The organism is Pseudomonas rustica, assembly GCF_049959085.1.
Lineage (GTDB): Bacteria > Pseudomonadota > Gammaproteobacteria > Pseudomonadales > Pseudomonadaceae > Aquipseudomonas > Aquipseudomonas rustica.
The window spans coordinates 6,287,563-6,311,567 of record NZ_CP188200.1; the positions used below are offsets into that span (position 1 = coordinate 6,287,563).

Annotated in this window: 22 protein-coding genes; 17 read left to right on the top strand and 5 right to left on the bottom strand. The window is 59.8% G+C overall.

Annotation, left to right across the window (positions count from 1 at the left end; all coding sequences use genetic code 11):
• A complete protein-coding gene (locus ACP3TY_RS28520) occupies positions 1-768 on the top strand; it encodes a TerB family tellurite resistance protein (RefSeq protein WP_053124388.1) in 768 nt (255 codons plus the stop codon).
• A 94-nt stretch (positions 769-862) separates the two neighbouring features.
• On the opposite strand, the gene ACP3TY_RS28525 is transcribed toward ACP3TY_RS28520, so the two are convergent.
• On the bottom strand, positions 863-1,852 hold the full coding sequence (locus ACP3TY_RS28525) for an alpha/beta hydrolase family protein (protein WP_426619017.1): 990 nt from the start codon (positions 1,850-1,852) through the stop codon (positions 863-865).
• Between the two features lie 74 nt (positions 1,853-1,926).
• On the opposite strand from ACP3TY_RS28525, the gene ACP3TY_RS28530 reads away from it, so the two are divergent.
• The 10 genes from ACP3TY_RS28530 to trpE all read left to right on the top strand — a co-directional run bounded on the left by ACP3TY_RS28530 (position 1,927) and on the right by trpE (position 14,434).
• Entirely contained in the window at positions 1,927-4,320 is a 2,394-nt protein-coding gene (locus ACP3TY_RS28530; RefSeq protein WP_426619018.1) for a PAS domain-containing sensor histidine kinase, read from the top strand.
• Between the two features lie 106 nt (positions 4,321-4,426).
• Positions 4,427-5,056, top strand: a complete 630-nt coding sequence (locus tag ACP3TY_RS28535; protein ID WP_008085218.1) for a response regulator — start codon at positions 4,427-4,429, stop codon at positions 5,054-5,056.
• 319 nt (positions 5,057-5,375) lie between these two features.
• The gene (locus ACP3TY_RS28540) at positions 5,376-6,500 is read left to right on the top strand and encodes an ABC transporter ATP-binding protein (protein WP_426619019.1); all 1,125 of its coding nucleotides are present in this window, start codon (positions 5,376-5,378) and stop codon (positions 6,498-6,500) included.
• Positions 6,501-6,548: 48 nt separating this feature from the next.
• On the top strand, positions 6,549-7,592 hold the full coding sequence (locus ACP3TY_RS28545) for an ABC transporter substrate-binding protein (protein ID WP_159814844.1): 1,044 nt from the start codon (positions 6,549-6,551) through the stop codon (positions 7,590-7,592).
• 198 nt (positions 7,593-7,790) lie between these two features.
• Entirely contained in the window at positions 7,791-9,038 is a 1,248-nt protein-coding gene (locus tag ACP3TY_RS28550) for an ABC transporter permease (protein ID WP_122604300.1), read from the top strand.
• Between the two features lie 12 nt (positions 9,039-9,050).
• A complete protein-coding gene (locus ACP3TY_RS28555) occupies positions 9,051-9,875 on the top strand; it encodes an ABC transporter permease (RefSeq protein WP_008084123.1) in 825 nt (274 codons plus the stop codon).
• Positions 9,876-10,163: 288 nt separating this feature from the next.
• Positions 10,164-11,312, top strand: a complete 1,149-nt coding sequence (locus tag ACP3TY_RS28560) for an iron-containing alcohol dehydrogenase (RefSeq protein WP_053124374.1) — start codon at positions 10,164-10,166, stop codon at positions 11,310-11,312.
• 80 nt (positions 11,313-11,392) lie between these two features.
• Entirely contained in the window at positions 11,393-12,067 is a 675-nt protein-coding gene (gene rpe, locus ACP3TY_RS28565) for a ribulose-phosphate 3-epimerase (RefSeq protein ID WP_007918813.1), read from the top strand.
• A complete protein-coding gene (locus ACP3TY_RS28570) occupies positions 12,064-12,882 on the top strand; it encodes a phosphoglycolate phosphatase (RefSeq protein ID WP_053124372.1) in 819 nt (272 codons plus the stop codon). The genes rpe and ACP3TY_RS28570 overlap by 4 nt, the downstream gene beginning before the upstream one ends.
• 70 nt (positions 12,883-12,952) lie before the next feature.
• Positions 12,953-14,434, top strand: a complete 1,482-nt coding sequence (trpE, locus tag ACP3TY_RS28575; RefSeq protein ID WP_426619020.1) for an anthranilate synthase component I — start codon at positions 12,953-12,955, stop codon at positions 14,432-14,434.
• Positions 14,435-14,653: 219 nt separating this feature from the next.
• On the opposite strand, the gene estP is transcribed toward trpE, so the two are convergent.
• Positions 14,654-16,561, bottom strand: a complete 1,908-nt coding sequence (estP, locus tag ACP3TY_RS28580; protein WP_400755087.1) for an esterase EstP — start codon at positions 16,559-16,561, stop codon at positions 14,654-14,656.
• 408 nt (positions 16,562-16,969) lie between these two features.
• Between estP and ACP3TY_RS28585 the strand changes: the two genes are divergently transcribed.
• From ACP3TY_RS28585 to ACP3TY_RS28600, 4 genes are all read left to right on the top strand, one after another.
• Complete coding sequence (locus ACP3TY_RS28585) at positions 16,970-17,563, top strand: aminodeoxychorismate/anthranilate synthase component II (protein ID WP_034155101.1); 594 nt, start codon at positions 16,970-16,972, stop codon at positions 17,561-17,563.
• Between the two features lie 9 nt (positions 17,564-17,572).
• A complete protein-coding gene (trpD, locus tag ACP3TY_RS28590) occupies positions 17,573-18,622 on the top strand; it encodes an anthranilate phosphoribosyltransferase (protein ID WP_150793331.1) in 1,050 nt (349 codons plus the stop codon).
• Complete coding sequence (trpC, locus tag ACP3TY_RS28595; protein WP_053124365.1) at positions 18,619-19,455, top strand: indole-3-glycerol phosphate synthase TrpC; 837 nt, start codon at positions 18,619-18,621, stop codon at positions 19,453-19,455. Before trpD ends, trpC begins: the two co-directional genes overlap by 4 nt.
• A 125-nt stretch (positions 19,456-19,580) precedes the next feature.
• Entirely contained in the window at positions 19,581-20,279 is a 699-nt protein-coding gene (locus tag ACP3TY_RS28600; protein ID WP_426619021.1) for a lipoate--protein ligase family protein, read from the top strand.
• Here ACP3TY_RS28600 and crp read toward each other — a convergent pair.
• Entirely contained in the window at positions 20,276-20,920 is a 645-nt protein-coding gene (crp, locus tag ACP3TY_RS28605; RefSeq protein WP_212544979.1) for a cAMP-activated global transcriptional regulator CRP, read from the bottom strand. The two genes, ACP3TY_RS28600 and crp, sit on opposite strands and share 4 nt — an antisense overlap.
• 236 nt (positions 20,921-21,156) lie before the next feature.
• On the opposite strand from crp, the gene ACP3TY_RS28610 reads away from it, so the two are divergent.
• Both ACP3TY_RS28610 and speD read left to right on the top strand, forming a co-directional pair.
• Positions 21,157-21,579 (top strand): OsmC family protein, encoded by a 423-nt coding sequence (locus ACP3TY_RS28610; RefSeq protein WP_003228794.1) that lies wholly within the window; start codon positions 21,157-21,159, stop codon positions 21,577-21,579.
• 237 nt (positions 21,580-21,816) lie between these two features.
• Positions 21,817-22,611: an adenosylmethionine decarboxylase gene (speD, locus tag ACP3TY_RS28615; protein ID WP_053124357.1), complete on the top strand. Its 795-nt coding sequence runs from the start codon at positions 21,817-21,819 to the stop codon at positions 22,609-22,611.
• Positions 22,612-22,730: 119 nt separating this feature from the next.
• Here the strand turns inward: speD and coq7 are convergent, their stop codons facing one another.
• Positions 22,731-23,378: a 2-polyprenyl-3-methyl-6-methoxy-1,4-benzoquinone monooxygenase gene (coq7, locus tag ACP3TY_RS28620; protein ID WP_053124355.1), complete on the bottom strand. Its 648-nt coding sequence runs from the start codon at positions 23,376-23,378 to the stop codon at positions 22,731-22,733.
• Between the two features lie 235 nt (positions 23,379-23,613).
• Positions 23,614-23,952 carry a histidine triad nucleotide-binding protein gene (locus ACP3TY_RS28625; RefSeq protein ID WP_426619022.1) on the bottom strand — a complete coding sequence of 113 codons (339 nt, stop codon included), beginning with the start codon at positions 23,950-23,952 and terminating at the stop codon, positions 23,614-23,616.
• Between the last annotated feature and the right edge of the window lie 53 nt (positions 23,953-24,005).

A 24,005-nucleotide genomic window follows, 5' to 3' on the forward strand; every position in this document is an offset into this window, starting at 1 on the left:
ATGTTGTGGCCAGGGACTCTGATTGGAGCCGGAGCGGGTTTTGCGATTGCCAGCATTCCGGGGGCCATGCTTGGGGCATTGTTGGGGCAGGCGCTGGATCGGCGTCTGCACTTGCAGAGCTGGGGGCATTTACGCGAAAAACTCGGCGGTCGACCGATGTTGCGCAACGACGAATTATTGTTTGTGCTGCTCGGGCGTCTGGCCAAGAGTGACGGGCGCGTCACTGACGGGCATATCCAGCAGGCGCGCAATGAAATGCGTGCGCTGGAGATGAGTGATCCGGCAATGCGTCGGGCGATTGCCGCGTTCAATCGCGGCAAGTCGGGTAACGACAGTCTGCGCGGGTATCTGCGTCGGCTCAGCGGCCAGCCGCATGCTGCCGAGGGTGTCTTGCGCGCCTGTTGGCGGATGGTCTGGGCCGATGGTCGCGCCGGTGTCAGCGAGCGTGAATTGTTGGCGCAGTGGGGAAAGTGGCTGGGCTGGACAGTGCAGCAGGTGCAGGCGCTGGCCAGTGATTACGAGCCCGGCAAGCGGCCAATCGTCAGTGCGGCGGTGAGTTATCAGGAGGCGATGCGTTTGCTCGGGGTGTCGGCCAATAGCGAACCGGCGCAGATCAAACGGGCGTACCGGCGGCTGTTGAGTCGGCATCACCCGGACAAGATTGCCGGCACGGGCGCGACGACGGCGCAGGTGCGTGAGGCAACCGAGCGTACGCGTGAGTTGCACAATGCCTACACATTGATTCGTGAGCGGCGGGATTTTCGCTGACCGTTGAAGATCAAAAGATCGCAGCCTTCGGCAGCTCCTACCTTGGAATGCGTTTCCTGTAGGAGCTGCCGAAGGCTGCGATCTTTTAGCTTTATCAGTCGGTGTTCTGCGGATTCAACCAGCCGCGCACCCGGCGGACCAACTGTTCCTGCTCCGCCTTTTTATCCGGCAACGCCTGCAAAGCCACCTGGCTAAACGCCGAAGTCTTCAACCGCTTGCTCGCCTGCATACGCTCCAGCGCTGCGTTGCGATCCAGCGCCTTGTCCATGTAGAAAATATCTGCGGTCGGCAATTTCAATGTCGGTGTCAGTTCCGCCAATGCCGGTTTGGCTTTGGCCGGTGTCTGCGCATCGACCATTACAAACTTCTCCACCTGCGCAGTCTGCTTCTCGCTCAGATAACGCGCCGCCCAATAAGCCCCGGTGCCATGACCGAGCACGACAATGCTGCGCGCGCTCTGCTGTTCGGCGTAGGCAATGGCCGCGTCGATGCGGGCAAAGATGCGCTCGCCGTCAGCCTTTTCCTGTTCTTCCACGGTGTCGGCCGCAACTTGATCGGCGACCTCGGCTTCACCGCCGGCGGCCTGCTCAATCGGCTGCGCGGTGGTGGCATCCTTGCTGGCGGTTTCCGGCGCTTTCGGCGCGGCGACGGGCTCGACGACGCGCGGTGCGATGGCATCGCTTTGCAGGTCGGGCAGGGTGATACTCAGGCTGCTCCACTTGGCGTCGGGCAATTTCTGCCGCAACGGGCCGATTGCTTGCGGCCAGTCAGCGGTTTCGCCGGCGCCGGGGATGATAATCACCGCGCCCTTGGGTTCGGCGGTGTTGGCGGTTTTCCACAGGGCGAGGAAGGTGTCGCTGCCGGCCTGCAACTGTTGCTGCTCTTGCGCCGGAACCGTACGGCCGAGTGCGGCGGCTTCTTCCTGACTACGCTCAAGCAGTGGCTGGCGTTCGACGGGTTTCGCTTCGGCAGGTTTTTCCGCCGAGGCGGCGGGCGCCGGATCGGCGGCTTCGACGGAAAACGCACAAGGCAGGATCAGCGACAGGCACAATGCTGGCATTGCCAGGCGGTAGACAGAGGGCATCGGTTATTCCAGGCCAGAAATGTATCCCGGCAGCCTAATGGGTTGGTCAGAATTTGTCAGTGTATGAGACTTCAATGAAGCGATTTTGCTGCCTCTGGTTTATCGGCTGGTTGTGCTTTCCCTTGATTGCCTGGGCGGTGCCTGAGCCGTCGGCGCACGCTGCGCAATTGACGGCGAGCCAGCAACAGTGGCTGGCGCAACACAAAGAGCTGCGCGTCGGTCTGGTGTTGCAGGCGCCGTTTGCGCAATACGACCGGCGTCTGCAAAAGCTGTCCGGGGCCAACGTCGAACTGATGAAGTCGCTGGCCAAGGTGCTCAATGTCGAACTGAGCTGGCGCAATTTTCAAGACCTCGCGCAACTGGAAGCGGCGGTGCGCGACGGTGAAATCGACATCGCCCCGGGCCTGATGCAAACCCCGAGCGCGCTGCGTCTTTGGCAGTTTTCCGATCCGTACATGCGCGTGCCGCAACTGGTGGTCAGCGATCAGAAAGCCAGCGGCACGATCGATCTGGAAAAACTCGACAGCCAGACCCGCGTCGCCGTGCGCATGCCCAGCGCGACCGCCGACTACCTGCGCGGCAACTATCCCCATCTCAATCTGCAAGGCGTGCCGCTGGAACGTCAGGCGTTGCAGTTGCTGTTGAGTCAGCAGGCGTCCTACGCGGTGGTCGATGAAGCGCAACTGGGGCGACTGTCGGTAGAGCCGGAATTTGCCGAGCTGGTGGTGGTTGGCGATATCGGTCTGCCGCAATTGTTGCGGGTTGCTTCGCGACGGGATTGGCCGGAACTGGCTGGTATCGTCCAAAGCGCCTTGCGCGCGATCCCGGCGAAAGATCTGGAGCGCTTGCACAATCAATGGCTGCAACCGAAATACCCGCGATTGTCGGAGTCGCCGGGCTTCTGGCAAAACCTCGCGCTGTTGTTTGCGGTGATGTTGCTCAGTTGCGTGGCCATCGTGTTCTGGCAACGGCGCCAGCAGCACAGTCTCGAACAACGTTTGCTCGCCGCCCGGGAAGACATAGCCTTGCGCGCCGCCAGCGAAGAAGCGCTGCGGCTGACGCAGTTTTCCATCGATCAAAGCACCGTCGGCATCCTCTGGGTCAACTGGGACAGCCATGTGCGCTACGCCAATCGCGCGGCGGAAAACATGCTCGGTTATCCCTCGGGCGGGTTGATCGAGCGGCCGTTGATCGACTTCGAACCGGGGCTGCACATGGATCGCTGGCTCAATCTCTGGAAGCGTGCGCGAGCCAGCGAAGAAGGGCCGTTGAGTTTTGAAACCAGTTGCGTGCGTGCCGACGGCAGTATTTTGCCAGCGGATGTGTCGCTGAGTTTTCTGCGTTTTCGCGACAGTGAATACCTGGTGGTCTACCTCACCGACGTCACCGACCGTCGTCGCGCACTGGCCGCGTTGCAGGAAAGTGAGGCGCGGCTGCAAGGCATCGCCGCCAACGTGCCGGGATTGGTGTTCCGGCTGGAGCGCGCGCCGGTGACCGGGCAGATCGACTTTGCCTACATCAGCGAGGGTAGCGAAAGTCTGGTGGGCTACGCGCCGGCCGCCATCGCCCATCGCGACATGGGCCTGCGCAGTCTGGTGCACCCGGACGACAAGGCCAGTTATCACCGCACCCAGGATCAAGCGCTGGACACCGACAGCGACTGGTCGTGGCAGGGCAGAATTGTCACGCGACAGGGCCAGCAGCGCTGGGCCGAAATCAAGGCGATCACCCGGCAACTGGAGGATGGCGCGTACGTCTGGGACGGCATCGTCTGGGACATCACCGAGAGCAAACGCATTGAACTGGAACTGGCCGATTCTCGTGAACAGCTGCGCGAACTGTCGGCGCACCTTGAAAGCGTGCGCGAAGAAGAGAAGGCGCGCATCGCCCGTGAGGTGCACGATGAATTGGGGCAGATGCTCACGGTGCTGAAACTGGAGACATCGATGTGCGAATTGGCCTACGCGCAACTCGACCCCGGTTTGAACGAACGGCTCAACAGCATGAAGCGCCTGATCGCCCAGTTATTCCAGTTGGTGCGCGATGTGGCGACGGCGCTGCGGCCACCGATTCTGGATGCCGGGATCGCGTCAGCGATCGAATGGCAGGCGCGGCGATTTGAAGCGCGGACGCAGATTCCCTGTCTGGTGCAGGTGCCGGAGAATCTGCCGGCGCTGAGTGATGCCAAGGCGATCGGGTTGTTCCGGATTTTGCAGGAAGCGCTGACCAACGTGATGCGTCATGCTCAGGCGCATACTGTGGAACTGACGCTGGCGCTGGAGGGCGATGAGTTGTGCCTGACGGTTGCCGATGATGGCGTAGGATTTGTCGCCGCTACGGGTAGGCCGACTTCGTTTGGTTTGGTCGGCATGCGCGAGCGGGTGCTGATCATGGGTGGGCGGTTGGTGCTGGAGAGTGAGCCGGGGGAGGGTACTAGCCTGAATGTTTGGGTGCCTTTGGATCGCTAGAAGATCGCAGCCTTCGGCAGCTCCTACAGGGGAGTGCGATCAATGTAGGAGCTGCCGCAGGCTGCGATCTTTTGCCCTTAAAAAACAACAACCGAGGAGAGTGCAAGTGATCCGTGTACTGGTAGCCGAAGACCACACCATCGTCCGTGAGGGCATCAAGCAATTGATCGGCCTGGCCAAGGATCTGCAAGTGGTGGGCGAGGCGAGTAATGGCGAACAACTGCTCGAAACCCTGCGCCATGTGCCGTGCGAAGTGGTGCTGCTCGACATCTCCATGCCTGGAGTCAACGGCCTCGAAGCGATCCCGCGCATCCGCGCACTGAACAATCCGCCGGCGATTCTGGTGCTGTCGATGCACGACGAAGCGCAGATGGCTGCTCGCGCGTTGAAGGTCGGCGCGGCCGGTTATGCGACCAAGGACAGCGATCCGGCGCTGTTGCTCACGGCGATCCGCAAGGTCGCGGCGGGTGGGCGTTATATCGACCCGGATCTGGCGGATCGGATGGTTTTCGAAGTCGGCCTGACCGATGCGCGGCCGCTGCATTCGCTGCTGTCCGAGCGTGAGTTTTCAGTGTTCGAGCGCCTGGCCCAAGGCGCCAATGTCAACGACATCGCCCAGCAACTGGCGCTGAGCAGCAAAACCATCAGCACCCACAAGGCGCGGCTGATGCAGAAGCTCAACATCACCTCGCTGGCCGAACTGGTCAAATACGCGATGGAACACAAACTCCTCTGAACCCGCCCCCTGTAGGAGCTGCCGAAGGCTGCGATCTTTTGATCCTGCTGTTTATAAAGTCAAAAGATCGCAGCCTTCGGCAGCTCCTACAGTAGACCGTGTTGGCATATCTGTGAGCGACAGGGGCTTTTGCTTGTTCTTGCGGCTCGCCGCTTGTCACTCGCCACTGCCTTATCCGTTAGCGCCATCCGTGTAGGGCAATCCCTACCCCCAACCTTCCATCCGGCTGAGGCGATTCTCTCCTGCGCCCCGATTTGCGTGCCTGTCAGCAACCACTAGGCTTAATCCACAAGCAGTCATCAACAACAAAGGTGTGGGTATGAGCCAGGTCGATTCAAACGCAGGGGCCAGTGATGTGCTGGTCAGCTTTCGTGGAGTGCAGAAGAGCTACGACGGCGAGAACCTGATCGTCAAAGACCTCAACCTGGACATTCGCAAAGGCGAATTTCTCACCCTGCTCGGGCCGTCCGGTTCCGGAAAAACCACCAGCCTGATGATGCTCGCCGGTTTCGAAACGCCGACTGCCGGCGAGATTCTGCTGGCCGGGCGCTCGATCAATAACGTGCCGCCGCATAAGCGCGACATCGGCATGGTCTTTCAGAATTACGCGCTGTTCCCGCACATGACCGTCGCTGAAAACCTCGCGTTCCCGCTGACCGTGCGTGGCTTGAACAAGAGCGACGTCAACGACAAGGTCAAGAAAGTCCTGAGCATGGTGCAGCTTGACGCATTCGCCTCGCGCTACCCGGCGCAGTTGTCCGGTGGTCAGCAACAACGTGTGGCATTGGCCCGCGCGCTGGTGTTCGAACCGCAACTGGTGTTGATGGACGAACCTCTCGGCGCCCTAGACAAACAATTGCGCGAACACATGCAGATGGAAATCAAACACCTGCACCAGCGCCTCGGCGTGACCGTGGTCTACGTGACCCACGATCAGGGTGAAGCGCTGACCATGTCTGACCGCGTCGCGGTCTTTCATCAGGGCGAAATCCAGCAGATTGCTCCGCCGCGCAGCCTCTACGAAGAACCGAAAAACACCTTCGTCGCCAATTTCATCGGCGAGAACAACCGCCTCAACGGCCGCCTGCTCAGCCAGACCGGCGAGCGTTGCGTGGTCGAGTTGGGCCGTGGCGAAAAGGTCGAGGCGCTGGCGGTCAATGTCGGCAAGACCGGCGAACCGGTGACCCTGTCGATCCGTCCGGAGCGCGTCAGCCTCAACGGGTCGAGCGATCAATGCGTTAACCGCTTCTCAGGGAGGGTGGCGGAATTCATCTATCTGGGCGACCACGTCCGGGTGCGCCTGGAAGTCTGCGGCAAGACCGACTTCTTCGTGAAACAACCGATTGCCGAGCTCGATCCCGCGCTCGCCGTCGGCGACGTGGTACCGCTTGGCTGGCAGGTCGAGCACGTTCGCGCGCTTGATCCACTTCTAGAGGCGCATTAATCGCCCCGGCAATACCAACACCAACCCTGCACGTGGAGAGAACAATAAATGTTGAGATCCCTGAAGTTCACCGCCCTGACCCTGGGCCTGATGGGTGCGGCCAGCGCAATGGCCGCTGGCCCGGATTTGACCGTGGTGTCGTTTGGCGGGGCGAACAAGGCGGCGCAAGTCAAAGCCTTCTATGCACCGTGGGAAGCGGCGGGCAACGGCAAGATCGTCGCTGGCGAATACAACGGCGAAATGGCCAAGGTCAAAGCCATGGTCGACACCAAGAGCGTGTCGTGGGACTTGGTCGAAGTTGAATCGCCAGAACTGTCCCGTGGCTGCGACGAAGACATGTTCGAACAACTCGATCCGGCGCTGTTCGGCAAATCCGAAGACTACGTCAAAGGCGCGATTCAGCCGTGCGGCGTAGGTTTCTTTGTGTGGTCGACCGTGCTGGCTTACAACGCCGACAAACTGAAAACCGCGCCGACCAGTTGGGCGGATTTCTGGGACACCAAGCAATTCCCGGGCAAACGTGGCCTGCGTAAAGGTGCCAAGTACACCCTCGAATTCGCCTTGATGGCCGATGGCGTGGCGCCGAAAGACGTCTACAAAGTGCTGGCGAGCAAGGACGGTCAGGATCGTGCATTCAAGAAACTCGATGAGCTGAAACCGAGCATCCAGTGGTGGGAAGCCGGCGCGCAACCGCCGCAATACCTCGCTTCCGGTGACGTGGTGATGAGCTCGGCTTACAACGGGCGCATCGCTGCCGTGCAAAAAGAATCCAACCTGAAAGTGGTGTGGAACGGCGGTATCTACGACTTCGACGCCTGGGCGATCCCCAAAGGTCTCGACGCCAAGCGTGCGGAAGCGGCGAAGAAATTCATCGCCTACTCGGTGCAGCCGCAGCAGCAGAAGACCTACTCGGAAAACATCGCCTACGGCCCGGCCAACACCCAAGCCGTGCCGCTGCTGGCCAAGGATGTCCTGAAAGACATGCCGACCACCCCGGAAAACATCGCCAACCAGGTGCAGATCGACGTCAGCTTCTGGGCTGACAACGGCGAGCAACTCGAGCAGCGCTTCAACTCCTGGGCTGCGAAATAAGCACGTCACACGGGCCGACGGTGTACCAGATGATCGTTCCCACGCTCTGCGTGGGAATGCCGCCCGGGACGCTCCGCGTCCTCGTGTGACGCAGAGCGTCACTGGATGCGTGCCCACGCAGAGCGTGGGAACGATCAGTAGCTAAAGTTCGAGGTGGTTCGCCACCTCTGTAACGATCAAAGATTTGCGGAGTACGTCATGGCCATCGCCGTTCCCCTGAACGAGGGCAACAGCCCCACCTTGAAGCAGAAGCTCAAGCGCGCCGAGCGGGTCAACCGCTGGAAGGCTCAAGCGCTGATCGCGCCGTTGGTGCTGTTTCTGTTGTTGGTGTTTCTGGTGCCGATCGTGGCGCTGCTCTACAAAAGCGTCGGCAACCCCGAAGTGGTCGGCGGCATGCCGCGCACCGTGGCGGCCATCGCCAGTTGGGACGGCCGCGGCCTGCCCGCTGAACCGGTCTACAAGGCCGCCGGCGAAGACCTCGCCGAAGCACGCAAAAACCAGACGCTGGGCGATCTGTCCAAGCGCTTGAACATGGAGTTGGCCGGCTACCGCAGCCTGCTGACCAAAACCGCCCGGGCGCTACCCTTCGCCAGCGAACCGGCCTCTTATAAAGAAGCGCTGGAAGCACTCGACGAACGTTGGGGCGACCCGGCCTACTGGCAAGCGGTTAAACGTAACACCAGCAGCATCACTCCGTATTACCTGCTGGCAGCGGTCGACCACCGCATCGACGACCTCGGCGAAATCGCCCCGGCCACCCCGGATCAAGCGATCTACCTCGACATCTTCGCCCGCACGTTCTGGATGGGCCTGGTCATCACCGTGATCTGCCTGCTGCTCGCTTATCCATTGGCGTACCTGCTGGCGAACCTGCCATCGCGGCAGAGCAACCTGCTGATGATTCTGGTGCTGCTGCCGTTCTGGACGTCGATTCTGGTGCGCGTCGCCGCATGGATCGTGCTCCTGCAATCGGGAGGTCTGATCAACAGCGGCCTGATGGCCATGGGCATCATCGATAAACCGCTGGAACTGGTGTTCAACCGCACCGGCGTGTACATCTCGATGGTGCACATCCTGCTGCCGTTCATGATCCTGCCGATCTACAGCGTGATGAAAGGCATCTCGCCGACCTACATGCGTGCGGCGATTTCTCTCGGTTGCCACCCGTTCGCCAGTTTCTGGCGGGTGTACTTCCCGCAGACCTACGCCGGTGTCGGCGCCGGTTGCCTGTTGGTGTTCATCCTCGCCATCGGCTACTACATCACCCCGGCGCTGCTCGGCAGCCCGAACGATCAAATGGTCAGCTACTTCGTCGCCTTCTACACCAACACCAGCATCAACTGGGGCATGGCCACCGCACTCGGCGGGTTGTTGCTGCTGGCGACCGTGGTGCTTTATCTGATTTATAGCTGGCTGGTCGGCGCCAGTCGCCTGCGCCTGAGCTAAGGGGAATTCGAGATGCTGAGTCCTTACATGTCGCCCATTGAACGGGTGTGGTTCTACAGCCTGCGGATCCTCTGCGGCCTGATTCTGTTGTTCCTGATTCTGCCGGTGCTGGTGATTATTCCGCTGTCGTTCAACTCGGGGAGTTTTCTGGTCTATCCGCTGCAAGGCTTCTCGCTGCAGTGGTACCACGACTTCTTCGCCTCGGCGGAATGGATGCGCGCACTGAAGAACAGCATCATCGTCGCCCCGGCGGCGACGGTGCTGGCGATGATCTTCGGTACGCTGGCGGCGATTGGCCTGACTCGCGGTGACTTCCCCGGTAAAGCGCTGGTGATGGCGCTGGTGATTTCGCCGATGGTGGTGCCGGTGGTGATCATTGGTGTGGCGAGTTATCTGTTTTTTGCGCCGTTGGGGTTGGGTAACAGCTTTTTCTCGCTGATCGTCGTGCATGCGGTGCTGGGCGTGCCGTTTGTGATCATCACGGTGTCGGCGACGTTGCAGGGGTTTAACCACAATCTGGTGCGGGCGGCGGCGAGTCTCGGTGCATCACCGCTGACCGCGTTTCGTCGTGTGACGTTGCCGCTGATTGCGCCGGGGGTAATTTCCGGGGCGCTGTTTGCCTTTGCGACTTCGTTTGATGAAGTGGTGGTGACGTTGTTTCTCGCCGGGCCTGAGCAGGCGACGTTGCCTCGGCAGATGTTTAGCGGGATTCGCGAGAACCTCAGCCCGACGATTGCCGCTGCTGCGACGTTGCTGATTGCCTTCTCGGTCATCCTGCTGCTGACCTTGGAATGGCTACGCGGCCGCAGCGAAAAACTGCGTACTGCTCAGGTTTAAGGGCCAGATCAAGAGCTTACCCCCTCACCCCAGCCCTCTCCCCCAAGGGGGCGAGGGGGAAAGGGAGCAGATCTTCATGGTTTTCAAAGCCTGAGTTCGACTCGATATCGCAAGTCGGTGTATCTCCTTCATCCTCCTCGGTCAGTCCCCTCTCCCTCTGGGAGAGGGCTAGGGTGAGGGGCTCTTGATCTTGCGCTCGATGTGTCATTCATCACCTGAATAGCAGACAACCCCAAATCCCCAGCTAATCTTGTGCCCAGCTCCCACATCTATAAGAGGCTGCGCACGATGAGTCTGTCCCAGTTCAAAATCGCTCACAAACTGATCACCGGCGCCGCCGCCATCGAGCAACTGGCCGCCGAACTCACGCGCCTCGACATCGACAACCCGCTGATCGTCACCGACGCTGCGCTGGTCAAATCCGGCACCGTCGAGCTGGCGCTGTGCCAATTGGGCGGGCGCGAGTACGAGATTTTCGACCGCGTGCTGCCAGACCCGGAAATCGCCATCGTCGAAGATTGCATGCGCGTTTACCGCGAGGGCGGGCATGACGGCTTGATCGGCCTCGGTGGCGGCAGTGCCATCGACATCGCCAAAAGCGTCGCCGCGTACGCCGGTTACCACGGCGCGCTGGAAGATCTGTTCGGCGTCGATCAGGTGCCGCGCAAAGGCCCGCCGCTGATCGCCATCCCGACCACCGCCGGCACCGGCTCCGAAGTGACCAACGTCGCCATCCTTTCCGACAAAGTCGCACAACTGAAGAAAGGCATCGTCAGCGACTATCTTTTGCCGGACGTCGCATTGGTCAGCCCGCAGATGACCCTGACCTGCCCACGCAGCGTCACCGCCGCCAGTGGCGTCGACGCATTGGTGCACGCCATCGAATCCTATCTGTCGGTCAACGCCTCGCCGATCACCGACTCACTGGCGATCGGCGCGATCAAGCTGATCGCCAAAGCCCTGCCCAAGGCCTACGCCAACGGCGCCAATCTGCAAGCCCGCGAAGACATGGCCACCGCCAGCCTGATGGCCGGCATGGCGTTTGGCAATGCCGGGGTCGGCGCGGTGCATGCGCTGGCGTATCCGCTGGGCGGGCGATTCAACATTGCCCATGGCGTCAGCAATGCCTTGCTGCTGCCGTATGTCATGACCTGGAACAAGATGGCCTGCGTCGAACGCATGCAGGATATTGCCGAAGCCATGGGCGTGAAGACCGCTCATCTGAGTGCAGCCGAGGCGGCGGACAAAGCCGTGCAGGCGATGACCGATCTGTGCGCGGCAGTGGAAATTCCTGCCGGCCTGCGCAGTTTCGGCGTCCCCGAAGAGGCGATCCCGGCTATGGCCGCAGAAGCCGCGGGCATCGAGCGCTTGATGCGCAATAACCCGCGCAAACTCAGCGCCGTCGATATCGAGAAGATTTACCGAGCGGCGTACTGATCATCGCGGTCACGGTGCGCGCTTGGAAACTTGAGGTATACAATGCGCGCCATCGTGATTTAGCTCAGAAAAGGTGCGTCATGCAGCCCTTCGTAATTGCTCCGTCGATTCTCTCCGCCGACTTCGCCCGCCTCGGCGAGGAAGTGGACAATGTTCTCGCCGCTGGCGCCGACTTCGTCCACTTCGACGTCATGGACAACCACTACGTACCCAACCTGACCATCGGCCCGATGGTTTGCGCGGCGTTGCGCAAGTACGGCGTCACCGCGCCGATCGACGCGCACCTGATGGTCAGCCCGGTGGATCGCATCGTTGGCGACTTCATCGAAGCCGGCGCGACCTACATCACCTTTCACCCGGAAGCCACGCTGCACGTTGATCGCTCGCTGCAGCTGATCCGTGAAGGCGGCTGCAAATCCGGTCTGGTGTTCAATCCGGCAACCCCGCTGGACGTGCTCAAGTACGTGATCGACAAGGTCGACATGGTCTTGCTGATGAGCGTCAACCCAGGCTTCGGCGGGCAGAAATTCATTCCCGGCACCCTCGACAAATTGCGTGAAGCGCGGGCGATCATCGATGCTTCGGGCCGTGACATCCGTCTGGAAATCGACGGCGGCGTCAACGTCAACAACATCCGCGAAATCGCTGCCGCTGGCGCTGACACTTTTGTCGCCGGCTCGGCAATCTTCAACGCGCCGAACTATCAGGAAGTCATCGACAAGATGCGTTCCGAACTGGCGCTGGCGCGCCCATGAGCGGATTTGAGCAGCTGTTCCCGGGAAAACTGCCACGGCTGGTGATGTTCGATCTGGATGGCACGCTGATCGACTCGGTTCCAGACCTGGCAGCGGCGGTGGACACCATGCTGCTCTCCCTCGGCCGCCAGCCTGCCGGCATCGAAGCGGTGCGCGAGTGGGTTGGCAACGGCGCGCCGGTTCTGGTGCGCCGTGCTTTGGCCGGTGGCATCGATCATTCGGCGGTGGATGACGTCGAGGCCGAGCATGCGCTGGAAGTGTTCATGGAGGCTTACGGCGCCAGCCATGAGCTGACCGTGGTCTATCCCGGCGTGCGCGACACCCTCAAGTGGCTGCACAAGCAAGGCGTGGCCATGGCGCTGATCACCAACAAGCCCGAGCGCTTTGTCGCGCCGTTGCTGGATCAGATGAAGATTGGCCGCTACTTCAAGTGGATCATCGGCGGCGATACCTTGCCGCAGAAGAAGCCTGACCCGGCGGCGCTGTTTTTCGTGATGAAAATGGCCAACATCCCGGCCTCGCAATCGTTGTTCGTCGGCGATTCGCGCAGCGATGTGCTGGCGGCGAAAGCGGCGGGGGTCAAGTGCGTGGCGCTGAGTTACGGCTACAACCATGGCCGACCGATTGCCGAAGAATCGCCGGCGCTGGTGATCGACGATCTGCGCAAGCTAATTCCCGGTTGCCTCGGTTCGGCCGCTGAGATAACGTTGCCCGACGCTTCTCAATCCCATTCTGGAAACGCCATCGTGGTGGTCACTCGCAAACTCTGGATGAAAGTCATCAAGGCCCTGGCCCGCTGGCGTTGGCGCGCCTGACTTTTTTCTGGCCGGCCTGCCGGCGCGTTTGCATACCTGACTGATAGCACCTCACACCACGAGGCACCTTATGATCCGCGAAGAATTCCTGCGCTTGGCCGCTGACGGCTACAACCGCATTCCGTTGGCCTGCGAAACCCTGGCCGACTTCGACACGCCGCTGTCGATCTACCTGAAACTGGCCGACCAGCCCAACTCCTACCTGCTCGAATCGGTGCAGGGTGGCGAGAAATGGGGCCGTTACTCGATCATCGGCCTGCCGTGCCGCACGGTCATGCGCGTTCACGACCATCACGTCAGCATCACTGTTGATGGCGTCGAGACCGAAAGCCACGACGTTGAAGATCCACTGGCCTTCGTCGAATCCTTCAAGGCGCGTTACAACGTGCCGACCATTGCCGGTCTGCCGCGTTTCAACGGTGGTCTGGTCGGTTACTTCGGTTACGACTGCGTGCGTTATGTCGAGAAGCGTCTGGGCAAGTGCCCGAACCCGGATCCACTGGGCGTACCGGACATTTTGCTGATGGTGTCCGACGCCGTCGTGGTGTTCGACAACCTCGCCGGCAAGATGCACGCAATCGTGCTGGCCGACCCTGCCGAGGCCGATGCTTTCGAACAGGGTCAAGCACGTTTGCAGGAACTGCTGGAGCAATTGCGCCAGCCAATCACGCCGCGCCGTGGTTTGGACTTCAGCAAACAGCAATCGGCTGATCCGGTATTTCGTTCGAGTTTCACCCAGGACGATTACGAAAAAGCCGTCGACACCATCAAGGAATACATCCTCGCCGGTGACTGCATGCAAGTCGTGCCGTCGCAGCGCATGTCGATCGACTTCAAGGCTGCACCGATTGATTTGTACCGCGCGCTGCGCTGCTTCAACCCGACGCCGTACATGTACTTCTTCAACTTTGGCGACTTCCATGTGGTCGGCAGTTCGCCGGAAGTGCTGGTGCGCGTCGAAGACAATTTGATTACCGTGCGCCCGATTGCTGGCACGCGCCCACGTGGCGCGACCGAAGAAGCCGATCTGGCGCTGGAAGAAGACCTGCTGTCGGACGACAAAGAGATCGCCGAGCACTTGATGCTCATCGATTTGGGCCGTAACGATACGGGGCGCGTTTCGGAAATCGGTTCGGTGAAACTCACCGAGAAAATGGTTATCGAGCGTTATTCCAACGTGATGCACATCGTTTCCAACGTCACTGGCCAGTTGAAAGAAGGGCTGACGGCGATGGACGCGTTGCGGGCAATTCTGCCGGCGGGCACCTTGTCCGGCGCTCCGAAGATTCGTGCGATGGAAATCATCGACGAACTGGAACCGGTCAAGCGTGGTGTTTACGGTGGCGCGGTCGGTTACTTCGCCTGGAACGGCAACATGGACACCGCGATCGCCATCCGCACCGCAGTGATCAAGAACGGCGAACTGCACGTGCAGGCCGGCGGCGGCATCGTCGCCGACTCGGTGCCGGCCCTGGAATGGGAAGAAACCCTGAACAAACGCCGCGCGATGTTCCGCGCCGTCGCCCTCGCCGAACAAACCCCGCAAACCTGATCCACGCAAAACCCTTGTAGGAGTGAGCCTGCTCGCGATAGCGGATTAACATTTAACAGATGTGTTGAATGAACCACCGCAATCGCGAGCAGGCTCACTCCTACATTTGATTGTGTTCAGTCATAAAAAAAGCGGCGCCTGTGAGGGCGCCGCTTTTTTCATGCCCTGCAACAACCCCCTGTAGGAGCTGCCGCAGGCTGCGATCTTTTGCTCTACCGCTTAAAAATCCAACACCACCCCAACATTCACACCCTGCTGGGTAAAGTCATCATCCTTGCGGAACGAATACCCGCCACGCAACGCCAGATCCGCCGTCAGCTTATGGCTAACACCCAAACTCAAGCGGTTCAAATGACTCTGCGGCGTATAGCCCTCAAGTTTGAAGTCATTCGCCGGCAAGGTATTCAGCGCGATATTGACCTTCTGCACGTCGTCTTCGTACTCGCGCTCATGCGCATACTCACCAAACACCTGAGTTTGCGGGGTGAAGTTGTACTTGCCCTGAATACCAACGCCCAGACGTTTCGAATCGCGGGTCTGATCATCGAAGGTCAGCGCTGTAGCGCGGTTGCTCTTCTCCGAATAACCATCGACATCGACACTGGCGTAATCAGCGCTGACGAACGGCGACAGATGCCATTCGCTACCCGGCTGGGCAATGTCATAACCGATGCGCGTGCTGAACGCCCAGAGGCTGCCGTCGGTATCACCCTTCTCCGCACCTTCGCTGGCGCCCAGATCAAACTTGCGCTTGAGGTTGTCGTAGTCGAGTTTGCCGCCGGTCAACGCCGCGTCAGCCCACCAGCGATTCTGCTGGAACTGGGCAAATGCGGTGGCCATGTAGCTGTTGAGTTTGTAGTCCGAATCGTTATGCCCGGCCTCAAGGTTCTGCCGGTAGAAACCACCCGCCACACCGACACGCCACGCGTCATTCAGACGATAGCTGCCCCCGACATTGAGGTTGTAACCGCTGCCGTCGGCACTGGCGCCGCTGCTTTGGCTGTCGACATCTAGATGCTGGCCGCCGGCGGAGACAATCGCCCGCCACTGGCCGACCGCTTGCCAGTTTTCCCAATCCGCCTGCCATTGGCTGCGCAGTTCATCCTGATGCGCACGCACGGTGGCGTGGGCCATTTCCGGCAGCAGTGTCAGTTCCCACGGCGCGGCCAGCAGGGAATAGGCGTAGTCGGAGATCAGTTTTTGTCCGGCTTCGGTCGGGTGCACGCCGTCGTTGTAAATCAGCTTGGTCGGATCCGGCGTTGCACTGTTGATGCCGTAACGGGCGTTTTCCGGGCAACCGCTGCCGCTGAAGCACGTCGCGGTGAGGTTCTGATCAGTGGCCAGACCAAAACGGCCCGGATCGGCGAACACTTCCGACAGCAATACAGGAATGTTCAGCGGAATGATTTCCGCGTTGATGCCTTGCAGACGACTGACCAACTGGCTGTTGAATTGCGCGGCGAGTTGGCTGCTGAACGCTTGCAGCGGCGTGCCGTTGATGGCCGGGGTCAGACCAACGTCAGGTAGCAGCCAGACCATCACGTATTTGGCACCGGCCGATTGCAACGCTTGCACGCTGTCAGCCAGTCGATCGGCGCCGGCGTTGGCTTGCGGCAGGCTGAGGATGCGGCCCTGCAGGAAGTCGTTACCGCCGCCGGAAATGTAATACAGCGCATTCGGGTCAGCGCGGAAGCCGTTCGAGGGCAGATAACCGGTGCGAGTGCGTTCACCGGTGGCGGATTGTGTGGTGATCGAATCGAGAATCTGGTCGGTGCGATAACCGCCGACCGCCCAGTTGTTGCCGTCGACCTGACCGTTTTCGACGCGCACTTGCGAGCTGGAAGAGGCGGTCTGATCCGGGGTGAAGCCGAGTCGGCCACCGAGCAATTGCGTGGAGTTCAGATCACGGGATTCGCCGCTGCCGTCCAGATAGATTGGCCCGGTACGGTTGGTATAGCGCTGGGTAGCGCCGGCCGGGCCGCCGGTGTCGCGGAAGGTGCCGGCATCGTTGAGACTGTCGCCAAACACCACGAAATTCGAGTAAGGATTGGGGGCGGCATTCGCCTGGGCGCAAGCCAGTGCGAGCAAGCATCCAGCCAGCGGTACAAACAACGTCTGTTTGATCATGAGCAAGTCCGTTTATTTATTGTTGTAGGTGAACGAAACGACAGTACCAAAAACTTCCGGCCTTTTGCCATCGGTCGCGAACCCTCTTATAGATTTAACCCCCAAAGCCCCGGCCATATTGCACGCTCCGCCCAGCTAAGTTACTGTGCCGGAACGTATGAACGAGACCTTCCCCGTGTTGATCACCAGCAAACTTCTGGATCAAGTCATCAAGGCACACGCCCGCTGGCGTTGGCGCGCCTGAATCTTTTCTGCCGGCCCCGCCGGATCTGTATCGCTTTGCCTTCCTTGCCTGTTTGAAATGCCGCTGTGCCGACGCGTCCACCTGCGTCCGACATCGTGCAGTGCCCTGCGGGCAAGTCATCTGAAGGCTGTCTCCAAGTCAGAATTCAAGAGGTTCGAATCGCCATGTTGCTGATGATCGACAACTACGACTCCTTTACTTACAACGTTGTGCAATACCTCGGCGAGCTGGGTGCCGAGGTGAAAGTCGTGCGCAACGACGAATTGACCGTCGCCGAAATCGAAGCGCTGAAACCCGAGCGCATCGTCGTCTCCCCAGGCCCTTGCACCCCGACCGAAGCCGGCATCTCCATCGAAGCCATCAAGCACTTCGCCGGCAAACTGCCGATCCTCGGTGTCTGCCTTGGCCACCAATCGATCGGCCAGGCTTTTGGTGGCGATGTAGTCCGCGCCCGCCAAGTGATGCACGGTAAGACTAGCCCGGTATTCCACGAGGACAAGGGCGTTTTCCAAGGCCTGAATCATCCGCTGACGGTTACCCGCTACCACTCGCTGATCGTCAAGCACGATACTTTGCCCGATTGCCTGGAACTGACCGCGTGGACGCAACACGACGACGGTTCGGTCGACGAAATCATGGGCCTGCGTCACAAGACCCTGAACATTGAGGGCGTACAGTTCCACCCCGAGTCGATCCTGACCGAGCAGGGTCATGAACTGTTTGCCAACTTCCTCAAACAAACCGGCGGCACGCGCTAAGGACTTCCCATGAATATCAAGACAGCCCTGAGCCGTATCGTCGAACACCTCGATCTCAGCACCGATGAAATGCGCGATGTGATGCGCGAAATCATGACCGGCCAATGCAGCGACGCGCAGATTGGCGCGTTCATGATGGCCATGCGCATGAAGAGCGAGAGCATCGACGAGATCGTCGGCGCCGTGTCGGTGATGCGTGAGTTGGCCGATCAGGTTGAACTGAAAACTCTCGACGGCGTGGTCGATGTGGTCGGCACCGGCGGTGACGGTGCGAACATCTTCAACGTGTCGACGGCTTCTTCCTTTGTTGTCGCGGCAGCCGGTTGCACCGTGGCCAAACACGGTAACCGTGCGGTCTCGGGTAAAAGCGGCAGTGCCGACTTGCTCGAAGCTGCCGGCATTTATCTGAACCTGACGCCGGTGCAGGTTGCGCGTTGCATCGACAACGTCGGCATCGGCTTCATGTTCGCCCAGACCCACCACAAAGCCATGAAGTACGCCGCCGGCCCGCGCCGCGATCTCGGTCTGCGTACGTTGTTCAACATGCTCGGCCCGCTTACGAATCCGGCCGGTGTTAAGCATCAGGTAGTGGGCGTGTTCAACAAGGCACTGTGCCGGCCATTGGCTGAAGTGTTGCAGCGTCTGGGCAGCAAGCACGTGCTGGTGGTGCATTCGAAGGACGGTCTGGACGAGTTCAGTCTCGCCGCGCCGACCTTTGTCGCCGAGCTGAAGAACAACGAAATCACTGAGTATTGGGTCGAGCCGGAAGATCTCGGCATGAAGAGCCAGAGCCTGCACGGTCTGTCGGTCGACGGCCCGGAAGCGTCGCTGGCGCTGATCCGCGATGCCCTCGGCAAGCGCAAAACCGAGAACGGCCAGAAAGCCGCCGAGATGATTGTGCTCAACGCCGGTGCCGCGCTGTACGCCGCCGACGTGGCGAGTAGTTTGAAACAGGGCGTGGAGCTCGCGCACGACGCCTTGCACACCGGCCTCGCTCGGGAAAAACTCGAGGAGCTGGGTGCCTTTACCGCGGTATTCAGAGTGGAGAATGAGGGATGAGTGTACCGACGGTTCTGGAAAACATTCTGGCCCGCAAAGTTCAGGAAGTTGCCGAGCGTAGCGCCCGCGTCAGCCTGAGTGAGCTGGAAAGTCTGGCCAAGGCGGCCGATGCACCACGCGGTTTCGCCAACGCGCTGCTGGCGCAAGCGAAGAAAAAGCAGCCAGCGGTGATTGCCGAAATCAAAAAGGCTTCGCCGAGCAAAGGCGTGATCCGCGAGAACTTCGTTCCCGCCGACATCGCCAAAAGCTACGAGAAGGGCGGGGCGACCTGCCTGTCCGTGCTGACCGACATCGATTACTTCCAGGGCGCCGATGCTTATCTGCAACAGGCGCGAGCCGCGTGCAGTCTGCCGGTGATCCGCAAGGACTTCATGATCGATCCGTACCAGATCGTCGAAGCCCGCGCGTTGGGCGCCGACTGCGTGCTGTTGATCGTCTCCGCACTGGATGACGTGAAAATGGCCGAGCTGGCCGCTGTCGCCAAAAGCGTCGGTCTCGATGTGTTGGTTGAAGTGCACGACGGCGATGAGCTGGAGCGCGCGTTGAAAACCCTCGACACGCCGTTGGTCGGGGTCAACAACCGTAACCTGCACACCTTCGACGTCAGCCTCGAAGTGACGCTCGACCTGTTGCCGCGTATTCCGCGCGACCGGTTGGTGATCACCGAGAGCGGAATCCTCAACCGTGCCGATGTCGAGCTGATGGAAATCAGCGACGTGTATTCGTTCCTGGTCGGCGAAGCGTTCATGCGCGCGGAAAACCCGGGCACTGAACTGCAGCGCCTGTTCTTCCCGGAGCGTGGCACCTCGATCAGCGGTTCGACCTTGGACTGACCGAGTCGGCCTCATTCGCGAGCAGGCTCGCTCCCACATTGGAATGCATTTCCCCTGTGGGAGCGAGCCTGCTCGCGAAGAGGCCCTCAAAATCCCTAAAGATTTCAGATCTGCCGGAGTTCTCAATGTCGCTGCCAACCCCCCTGACCATCGAAGCCGGCCTCCAGGCCGAACAAGACTTGCTGGCCTCGGTCTGCGCCGGCGACTCCGAATTCGGCCTTCTATTCTGGCAACCCAGCGATCGCGCGTTGGTGATGCCACGCCGCCTCAACCGTCTGCCCGCATTCGACCACGCCTGCGAAGTCTCCGCCGCCGCCGGCTGGCCAGTCCTGCTGCGTGAAACCGGCGGCGAGCCCGTCCCGCAATCCGCCGCCACCATCAACATCGCGTTGGTCTACGCACCACCGCGCAGCGAAGGCGACCTGAACCGCATCGAAACCGGCTATCGCCGTCTCTGCGATCCGATCTGTCAGTTGCTCGATGAGTTGGGTGGCACGTCTTCCTTGGGCGAAATCGACGGCGCATTCTGCGACGGTCGTTTCAACGTCAATCTCGACGGTCGCAAAATGGTCGGCACCGCCCAGCGCTGGCGCCAGAGTCAGGGCGGACAACGGCCGGTCGGTCTGGTGCACGGGGCGATGCTGATGGATGACGAGCGCGAATCGATGGTTGCAGCGGTCAATCGCTTCAACGAAGCGTGCGGCCTGGAGCAGCGGGTGAGGGCGCAAAGCCACATCGCTTTGCATGAGAAATTCAACGCGCCACAGGCCTTGGCGCGTCTCGATGAGCTGTTTCGTTTGATGCTGGCGCAGATGTACGTTTAGCGCGTACCGAAAACCACCATGGTTTTGCCTTTCACATCGACCAGGTTGCGTTCCTCAAGATCCTTGAGCACGCGACCGACCATCTCCCGTGAACAGCCGACAATCCGGCCGATTTCCTGACGCGTCACTTTGATCTGCATGCCGTCCGGGTGGGTCATTGCGTCTGGCTGTTTGCACAACTCCAGCAGGCAACGCGCTACGCGACCGGTTACATCAAAGAACGCCAGATCGCCGACCTTGCGCGTGGTGTTGCGCAGGCGTTGTGCGATTTGTCCGCCGAGGACGTAAAGAATGTCTGGATCCTGCTGCGACAATTCGCGGAACTTGGTGTAACTGATTTCCGCGATCTCGCATTCAACCTTGGCGCGCACCCAGGCGCTGCGTTCCTGCTCCTGACCGGCTTGCTCGAACAGGCCCAACTCACCGAAGAAATCCCCGGCATTAAGGTAGGCAATGATCATTTCGCGGCCGTCGTCATCCTCGATCAGGATCGTCACCGAACCCTTGATGATGAAATACAACGTATCGGAACGGTCGCCGGCGCAGATGATGTTGCTCTTGGCCGCATGACGACGGCGCTGACAATGCATCAGCAGCTTGTCGAGGTTCTTGATTTTGGGTGTGGGGGTAATAGCAACCATGGTTGTATCCCGAAAAGACTGCACGGTGATGTTTGGTTTTTTTATGAGGCGCTGAAGGCGGTCGCTGCACAGCTGGCATGGGCGCCAGCGAATTGGCGCCAGCTTAACAGACACTTCGTCGCAAATTCGAGAAATTACCTACGTCGTAGACGCATCCGTCCTAGGAACGGCGCGCGCTGGCGGCACAATGCCCGTGCTAAGCTGGCGACCCTTTTTTCTACAGTGGAGTCTTGGCGATGAAGGCACGCATCCAATGGGCTGGCGAAGCCATGTTCCTCGGCGAATCCGGCAGCGGTCATGTCGTGGTGATGGACGGTCCGCCGGACGCCGGTGGTCGTAACCTGGGTGTTCGCCCGATGGAAATGCTCCTGCTCGGTGTGGGCGGTTGCAGCAATTTCGACGTGGTCAGCATTCTGAAGAAGTCGCGTCAGGCCGTGGAAAGCTGCGAAGCCTTCCTCGAAGCCGAGCGCGCGACTGAAGATCCGAAAGTGTTCACCAAGATTCACATGCATTTCGTGGTCAAGGGCCGTGGCTTGAAAGAAGCCCAGGTCAAACGCGCGATCGAACTGTCCGCCGAGAAATATTGCTCGGCCTCGATCATGCTCGGCGCCGCTGGCGTGGCCATCACCCACGATTACGAAATCGTCGAACTCGGTTGAAGCGACATTCAACTATCATAAAAGCAGTGCAGACTCTGGCGATCCCCCGCTGACGTCTGCATAATGCGCCACTTTTTTCAGGGCAGTGATCGGTCAACCGACGGATCATCCGCCTGAACAGATAACCAAAATCGCCATCGCGAAGAGGTGTTAACCGTCCTACGCAGGTGCGTTGTTCGCACTTGACGGGCATGCTTGATCACGCGGCTGCGCCGCATACATAGAGAGTTTTTAACGGTGAAAAGCAAACTCAAGCTCCACGGGTTCAATAACCTGACAAAGACCTTGAGCTTCAACATCTATGACATCTGCTACGCGGAAACCCCGCAAGACCAGCAGGCGTACGTCGAGTACATCAATAAAGAGTACAACGCGAAACGTCTGACGCAGATCCTCACGGAAGTTGTCGATATCATTGGTGCCAACATCCTGAACATCGCGAGTCAGGACTATGAACCCCAGGGCGCCAGCGTCACGATTCTGATCTCTGAAGAGCCGGTCACCCCGACCGACAGCCAGATCGAAGAATCGCCGGGCCCGTTGCCCGAAATTATCCTGGCCCACCTCGACAAGAGCCACATCACGGTGCACACCTATCCGGAAATTCATCCGGACGACGGTATTGCCACGTTCCGTGTGGACATCGACGTGTCGACGTGTGGTGTCATCTCACCGCTGAAAGCGCTCAATTTCCTCATTCACCAGTTCGATTCGGACATCGTGACTGTGGATTATCGTGTGCGCGGCTTCACCCGTGACGTTGAAGGCAACAAGCACTTCATCGACCACGAGATCAACTCGATCCAGAACTACCTCTCCGAAGACACTCGCGACGCGTACCAGATGACCGACGTGAACGTGTACCAGGAAAACCTGTTCCACACCAAAATGCTGCTGAAGAACTTCGAACTGGATAACTACCTGTTCGGCGACGCGACCAGTAGCCTGTCCTCCGAGCAGCGTGCTCAGGTGACCGACCGGGTGAAACACGAAATGCTGGAAATCTTCTACGCGCGCAACATGCCGACCTAAGATTCCCGCACACAAAAAAAGGCGACTGTCTCAGGACAGTCGCCTTTTTTATTACTGAAACAAAGCCCCCTGTAGGAGCGAGCCTGCTCGCGAAGGGGCCCTATATAGCAATACATCTCTCAAATCCGATAAGTACTCTTGGTCATCACCTTAGCCAAAATACTCATCCCGAACTTCACCGGCGCCGGAAAACGAAACCCTCCAGCCTCCAGCGCACTCTCCGCATGATGCTCTTCATCAATACGCATCTGCTCCAGAATCGCCCGGGACTTCTCGTCCTCCGCCGGCAATTGCTCCAGATGTTCATTCAAGTGTTTACACACCTGGTGCTCCGTCGCCGCCACAAAGCCCAGACTCACTTTGTCGCTGATCAACCCGGCCACCGCACCAATCCCGAACGACATCCCATAAAACAGCGGATTGAGCACACTGGTATGGCTGCCCAACTGGTGAATGCGCTGTTCGCACCAGACCAGATGATCAATCTCTTCTTCAGCCGCGTGCTCCATGGCTGCGCGCACTTGCGGCAACTTGGCGGTCAGCGCTTGTCCTTGGTACAACGCCTGGGCGCAGACTTCACCGGTATGGTTGATGCGCATCAGACCGGCGACGTGGCGGGTGTCTTCGTCGCTCATCTGCGTGTCCGGCTGCAAGATCGCTGGCGACGGACGGTACGGCTGGCCACTGGAGGGCAGCAGGGTACGCATCGCGGCATCGGCTTGCAGCAGAAGACGGTCAATCGGCGAGTAGTGACGTTGGGTAGTCATGCTGACCTCCGGGAAGAATCTCGGCGGCCAGTTTAACCGAATCGGCCGGGGAAGGTTTGCGCTGGGTCATCAGCCACGCGGGATGCGCTTTATGTGCTGGATGTACTGGGGGGCTTTATGTAGGAGCTGCCGAAGGCTGCGATCTTTTGATCTTGTTTTGCTACCTCGAAGATCAAAAGATCGCAGCCTTCGGCAGCTCCTACAGGTGACAAACCGCAGGCCTGGTCGGTGAATCTTAGCCCGGCGGCCAGTTCATCTGGCGCTGACCAAGTACATGCATATGAATGTGGTAAACCGTCTGGCCACCTTTTTCATTGCAGTTCATCACCACGCGGAAGCCGTCCTCGCAACCCAGTTCCAGTGCCAGACGCTGCGCAGTGAACAGGATGTGCCCGGCCAAAGCCTTGTCGTCTTCGGTCAGTTCATTGAGGGTGCGCACCGGTTTCTTCGGGATCACCAGAAAATGCACCGGTGCCTGAGGGGCGATGTCGTGGAAGGCCAGAACCTGGTCGTCCTCGTAAATGATCTTGGCCGGGATTTCCCGGTTGATGATCTTGGTGAACAGAGTATCCACTGCTGTTTTCTCCGTTGTTTGGGCTGAATCGAGTGTACCGCGTTGAATCATGC